The 6,344-nt window shown below is 49.9% G+C and carries 6 protein-coding genes and 1 pseudogene; 1 reads left to right on the top strand and 6 read right to left on the bottom strand.

Annotation, left to right across the window (positions count from 1 at the left end; translation table 11 throughout):
- Positions 1 to 392: hypothetical protein (locus IPG80_RS19515; protein ID WP_345110631.1), on the top strand; the 392-nt coding region annotated here is incomplete at its 5' end.
- A 1,010-nt stretch (positions 393 to 1,402) separates the two neighbouring features.
- Here the strand turns inward: IPG80_RS19515 and IPG80_RS19510 are convergent.
- The 6 genes and pseudogenes from IPG80_RS19510 to deoC form a co-directional block, all read right to left on the bottom strand.
- Complete coding sequence (locus IPG80_RS19510) at positions 1,403 to 1,663, bottom strand: type II toxin-antitoxin system RelE/ParE family toxin (protein WP_345110629.1); 261 nt, start codon at positions 1,661 to 1,663, stop codon at positions 1,403 to 1,405.
- On the bottom strand, positions 1,650 to 1,850 hold the full coding sequence (locus IPG80_RS19505) for a hypothetical protein (RefSeq protein WP_345110627.1): 201 nt from the start codon (positions 1,848 to 1,850) through the stop codon (positions 1,650 to 1,652). Before IPG80_RS19505 ends, IPG80_RS19510 begins: the two co-directional genes overlap by 14 nt.
- Before the next feature lie 371 nt (positions 1,851 to 2,221).
- The gene (locus IPG80_RS19500) at positions 2,222 to 2,440 is read right to left on the bottom strand and encodes a PIN domain-containing protein (protein WP_345110624.1); all 219 of its coding nucleotides are present in this window, start codon (positions 2,438 to 2,440) and stop codon (positions 2,222 to 2,224) included.
- Positions 2,440 to 2,673 (bottom strand): hypothetical protein, encoded by a 234-nt coding sequence (locus tag IPG80_RS19495; protein ID WP_345110622.1) that lies wholly within the window; start codon positions 2,671 to 2,673, stop codon positions 2,440 to 2,442. The genes IPG80_RS19500 and IPG80_RS19495 overlap by 1 nt, the downstream gene beginning before the upstream one ends.
- A 29-nt stretch (positions 2,674 to 2,702) precedes the next feature.
- Positions 2,703 to 5,134 (bottom strand): annotated as a pseudogene (locus IPG80_RS19490) (aldehyde dehydrogenase family protein).
- Between the two features lie 117 nt (positions 5,135 to 5,251).
- Positions 5,252 to 6,211, bottom strand: a complete 960-nt coding sequence (gene deoC / locus IPG80_RS19485; protein ID WP_345110619.1) for a deoxyribose-phosphate aldolase — start codon at positions 6,209 to 6,211, stop codon at positions 5,252 to 5,254.
- Positions 6,212 to 6,344 lie beyond the last annotated feature (133 nt).

Below are 6,344 nucleotides of genomic sequence, written 5' to 3'. Positions count from 1 at the left end.
GATCTCACCTGTCTGGTGCGCTTGCGATATCAGCCAAGTTTTGGCTGTCGCGCGATACCAACTGCGCAGCATCCACCGCTGAACTTAAGCTAGAAAGAGGCTCAAGCGCCGGACCGTACTCACGTTCTTGGCTGTACTGGGTAGTACCTTCCTGCGATTTTACTCAAGCTCACGGAACGACTATGAAATATGCCTACCAACAACCACACGAAGTTTTGAACCTGTGTCTTCCGTTGTTTCCGACGCAGTTCACAAATTCGGCGAATCCAAGTACGATAGGTCTCGTTGATCGGCATGAGAAGCTCCTCTGGCAAGGTGGTTTGTCGCAAAGCAACTTTACCCGCTTTTTCGTGCCGATCAATGTTCTTTTTGTTAAACTGTCAGGTCGTTAGACTTAATATAACTATCGATAAAAAAAATGAAGATGATTTTAACAAAGAAGAAATTTCGCTTCTAAGACCTACAAGCAAATATTTAGATTGCAAAATACTAAAGACCGGATTGCCATTCGGACAAAACGGCGTTAGTATAACCGAAGGGACTATCTTCGTTACATTAACTGATGGGGTTTATCAATTAGACAATGAGCAATTCACAAAAGCTTATGATATAGACAATCCACAAAACAGAACCATTTTTGATAACAAAACCATATTATTCTATATTTTGTACATAATGGCAGTGTAATGTCACTAGACGACAATAGAAAGCCATCTTCAGTGGCAAAAGATATCCCGGGCACTAAGACTTTTTAGAGACAATAATTCAATCAATTTACTTTCAAATGGAGATCCATTTGGAGATCACACACAACCAGTAAGATTAATCAAAGATATTGCAACACAACAAATTGAATTTATTTACGATTATCCAATCGGCAGCTGTGTTGATGCAAGCACTTTTGGTGAAGATGGTTGTGCAATCATTGGCTCATCAGGCTTAAAAACTTACAAAGGCACAAAACTGATTTGGTCAATTGATGTTTTAAATGGCGCATCAGTCTCTTGCTTCAAAGAAAAAATATATTTTCTCGAAAATGGTGTATTTCTAAAATCTATTTCGTTAAATGGAGAAAATTTAACCGAGATTTGCAAATTTAATTTATCAGGTAGTGTAGGCGACTTCACTATCATAAACGAATCAGAGTTTATTTTTCATCTTTGCTATCCAGAAAACAATAAACAAAACCGCAATTGTCTATGTAAAGACCTTGAACTATAAGACCTCCGAGCGACAACTCGGAGGTCTTATTTTCTACTCACTAGTTTCTACAATCACTCCCCGTCGGCACCCAGATATTCTGCCCCTCCCCGTCCCTCCCCAAATCCGAAAGAGAAAGATGGGTATTTTCCTACGTCTCACAATTCGGATTTGGAGAGGGTGCCTGCTTGGTGGGACGGGTTTATCGATAAACATCCTTGCGGTGACGGACTCGCACAATTTCAATAATCAACTTATTTTCAAAGACTTCATAGACAACTCGATAATCCCCAATCCGAATTCTGTAACTTAATTCCGAACCGACCAGCTTTTTTACTCCGTGCGGAAATGGGTCATTGGCTAAATCCGAAACTGCCGCGACGACTTTGGCAATCATCGGGCGCGGCAGTTTTTGGAGTTCTTTATACGCTGAGTTCTTCCATTCGATCTTATAGGAAGCCATCGCGTTTCAGTCTTTCCATCACTTCTTCAAAGGAAATCGTCGGTTCTTCGCGGCGTTCCGCCAGAACGGCAAGGTCGTTCAAATCTTCCAGTAAATTCTCGAACTCTTTAATAGGAAGGACAACAGCGGTCTTTTCGCCGTTTTCATCGGTGATGTATTTTGCCTGTAAATCTCGCAACTCGATCATCGCGCCTCACTTTCTATTTCAGGTTATATCACACTTCCCTCCCCTAAATTCGACAGAATTTGGGGGAGGTGTCCGAAGGACGGAGGGGGTCACTCCCCCGTCGGCACCCAGATATTCTTGACCTGAGACGCCTCGTGCAGGAATTCGTGACCTTCGCCCTGCTCGCGGGACACCCAATCGCGGGGAAAACTTACAAATTCAATAATGCTATGAAATCCACCGCTTTGATAATTGGGATATCCCTGAAAGCGCCGAGATCGAGCAAATGTCCATCCCCGCTGACGATATAATTTACCTTTCCCGCCACAGCTGCTTCAAGAAATTTGTTGTCAGTTGGATCGGCGACGATTACAACAATTTTCTTTCGGGCGTCACAAATTCCGCATTTTGCAAAAGATACCGGTTGCTGTCATAATCTCGATTTGAGGAATTTTGAATTTGGGACGGTTAATCACATCAAGGTATTCACGGGCAATCGCTTCCGATACGATTAATTTGAATTTTCCCGCTTTCCACTCATCAACAATGATTTTAAACCTTCCGCCTAAAGTGGAAGAGATAAAAATATTAGTATCGAGAACAACCCGCATTACTTACCATCCCGCACAGCGCGAATTTCGGCTTCGATGTCTTCGTCGGTGATATTCATTTCTTTCGCGCGATCACGGATGGATTTAAGCGCTTTATCAAAACGTTCTTCCAGATCTTTTTCTTCAGTGGGTATGCTCAATTTCAGGTAGCGGACAAACGCCAAGACATCCGCCAAGCGTCTCTCTGGCAGGGTGGAAATTTCAAGCATAATGGTTTGCTCTAAATTAGTCATAGCTCACCTCATTAATAAAATTATACCTGTCACTCCCCCGTCGGCACCCAGATATTCTTGACCTGAGTCGCCTCATGCAGGAACTCGTGACCTTCGCCTTGCTCGCGGTCGAGCCAATCGCGGGGCAAACCGTAGCCTGTCCATGTGCGCTTCATGTTCGCGGCGGACTCGTTCTCGACGTGGTAACTGCCTTCCGCCGAGCCGAAGTACCAGACCGAGTCCACGTCTTCGTGTTGGACAAGCGTCTTGACCAGATGGTCACGGTCGCCTGTGACGATGTTGACCACGCCGCCAGGCACGTCGGAGGTGTCGAGCACCTGATAGAAGTCCATGGCGGAGAGCGGATATTTCTGGCTGGGGATCATCACCACGCTGTTGCCGCGTGCAATCGCAGGCGCCATGAGCGAGATAAATCCAAGCAAAGGATTTTCATCGGGGCAGGCAATGCCGATCACACCCATCGGTTCATTGACCGCGACGGTGATTCCGCGCAGGGTGGTCTCTTGCACGGTGCCGCCGTATTTATCAGCCCATGCGGCGTAGGTGAATAATCTTTCAACAGACGCGTCCACTTCGGCTTGCGCGGACTTCTGCGTGCGTCCCGTCATTTCGACGATGCGTTTGACGAACTCAGCATTGCGGGCATCCAAGTTCTCGGCGATGAAATATAAAATTTGCGAACGGTTGTAGCCGTGACGCATCGCCCAGCCTGATGTCCGCGCTTTGTGTGCGGCTTCGACTGCATCACGAATGTCTTTGCGATTGCCGTCACCGACCTGACCGACAAGTTTTCCCTTCGCGCTCAACACGCTTGAAGTGTACGCGCCATCGGGTCGAACCTGTTTGCCGCCGATGTACATCTTCGGCGTGCGATCTATCGGCGGAAGCGAATGTCCATTTGCCCGAGCAACTGTCGGCTGAGAAGGAAGCGTGGGCACGTGTTCGCCCCACTTCTTCTTTTCATCCAGTACAAACTCAGGGCGTGGACGATCCATCCATGTCGGTCTTAAATATTCAAACAGACCTTCACGTCCGCCTTCGCGCCCGTAGCCCGACTCGCGATAGCCGCCGAAGCCCGAAGCGCCGTCGAATTGATTGGTGCAATTGACCCACACCGAGCCCGCCTTGATCTTGCTCGCGACATCGAGCGCGAGGTTGATGTTATCGCTCCACACACTCGCCGCGAGACCATAGCGCGTGTTGTTCGCAAGTTCGATGGCTTCGCTCGGCGTGCGGAACGTGAGCGAGACCAGCACGGGTCCAAAAATTTCTTCCTGCACAGTTGAAGCCGCAGCATCAAGCCCCGTGATGAGCGTGGGTTTATAAAACAGTCCCTTTTCGGGCAGCGCGATATTCGGCTGAAAACATTCGCCGCCTTCGGCAATGCCCGTCTTCACCCAACCATCGATCGTGTCCCATTGGCTTTGGTCAACGATCGCGCCCATGTCAATCGACTTATCGAGCGGGTCGCCCACGCGCATGTGTTGCATTCTATTTTTTAATTTTTGGATAAACTTCGCTGCGACATTTTCCTGCACTATCAGCCTTGACCCTGCGCAACAAACCTGACCCTGATTAAACCAAATCGCATCGACCACGCCTTCAACTGCTCCATCCAAATCGGCATCGTCAAACACGACGAATGGACTCTTGCCACCCAGTTCGAGCGAGAGTTTTTTGCCAGAGCCAGCCGTCTGCTTGCGGAGCGTGCGCCCGACATCCGTTGAACCCGTGAACGCGATCTTATCCACATCGGGATGTTCGACGATCATCGAACCCGCGCTGCTTGACCCGTGATGACATTCACCACGCCAGCGGGCAACCCCGCCTCGGCGACAATTTCCGCGAACAACAACGCCGTGAGTCTTGTGTACGAAGCAGGCTTCAACACAACCGTGTTGCCCATCGCAATCGCAGGCGCGATCTTCCACGCCAGCATCAACAGCGGGAAATTCCACGGGATGATCTGCCCGACCACACCGACGGGTTGATAATCGCGCAGTTCGGTTTCCATCAACTGCGCCCAGCCCGCATAATAGTAAAAGTGACGCGCCAACAGCGGCACATCAATATCACGCGACTCGCGGATCGGCTTGCCGTTGTCCATGCTTTCGAGCACCGCCAGCAAGCGCGAATGTTTTTGAAGGTTGCGCGCAATCGCATAAAGATAACGCGCACGAGTCACACCAGGAGTCTTGCTCCAAGTTTTGAACGCCTCACGCGCCGCAGAGACCGCCGCATCCACTTCTTTTTGTCCAGCCTGCGTGGTCTCGGCTAATAATTCGCCATTCGCAGGGTTGTACGAAGGATAGAACTTCGCACCCTTCGGCGTCACCCACTCGTTGTTGATGAACAAGCCGAACTTGCGTCCATGCTCATCCAGCCACGCTTTGACAGCATCAGGCGCTTCGGGCGCAGGTCCGTATTCCATGGTGTTGAAGATTTCAAGTATTTTGCTCATAAGAACTCCAAGATTCAACCATGCAAGGGCGTTCTGTTCTTCACCCGAAGGAAAACCTTTCATTGTTCTTCCTTTGTGTCGTCGGGAAGAACACCCTCCTCGCAATGACGTAATCGTCTATCCCATCGGCATGTGATGTTTCGCCGCGTAGTGACCTGTGATGTAGTGATACAACTGCCGCTCGATGTCGGTCAACAGGCTGCTTGCGCCAATGCGGAACAGGTCATTCTTCAGCCATTCATCGCCGAGTTCTTCCTTCATCAACGACTGCCACGCCAGCGCCTGCTTCGCAGAGCTGATGCCGCCCGCAGGTTTGAATCCCACTTTGTAGCCAAAGCGGTCGAGATAATCCCGCAGGGCGCGGAGCATAACCAAGCTAACTTCAAGAGTCGCATTGGTCGGCTCTTTGCCTGTTGAGGTCTTGATAAAGTCCGAGCCTGCCATCATGGACACGAGGCTGGCTTGATAGACCTGCTTGAGCGAACCGAGTTCACCCGTGGCGAGGATGGTCTTCATGTGCGCGTCACCGCAGGCTTTGCGGAATTGCTGCAACTCGTCGTACATGGCTTGCCAATCCCCTGTCAACACATAATTGCGGGCGATGACCACGTCAATTTCTTTGGCGCCTGCTTCCACGGCTTGCTCAATTTCCTGAATGCGCTGTGGCAGAGGAGTCTGTCCCGCAGGAAAACCCGTCGCGACAGAGGCAACTGGAATGTTAGAGCCTTGAAGCGCGTGGACTGCATCCGCGACACGGTTGGGGTAGACGCACACCGCGCCAACGGTGATCTTCTCACCATCCAATCCAAGTTTTTCAAGCATATCGGGGCGTAGTGGTTGTTTTGCCTTGGCACACAGACGTTGAACACGCCCAGGTGTGTCGTCGCCTGCAAGGGTGGTCAGGTCAATGTTGGTGATGGCACGCAAAAGCCATGCCGCCTGCCAGTCCTTCTTGACGGTGCGGCGACCTGTGAGCGTAGCGGTGCGTCGCTCCACCGCGCTTTTGTTGATGTGCGCGCCCATGACCCAATCAAGGTCGAGGGGAGTGCCGGGGTTACGAGTGTGATTTGAAGTCATAAGATATGCCTTTTTCAAAGTTGTCGTACAAATCTATTATACAGTGAAAGAACAAGCAAATTCGCCACCAAGACTCAAAAGCACAAAGGCGCAAAGTCTCTTTTCCTTGAGTCCTGGCATCTTTGTGCCTTCG

The organism is Candidatus Villigracilis vicinus (assembly GCF_016702885.1).
GTDB classification, from domain to species: Bacteria; Chloroflexota; Anaerolineae; order Anaerolineales; family Villigracilaceae; genus Villigracilis; species Villigracilis vicinus.
Note: the sequence above shows the minus strand (reverse complement) of the source record. Positions and strands in the feature narration are given on the sequence as shown.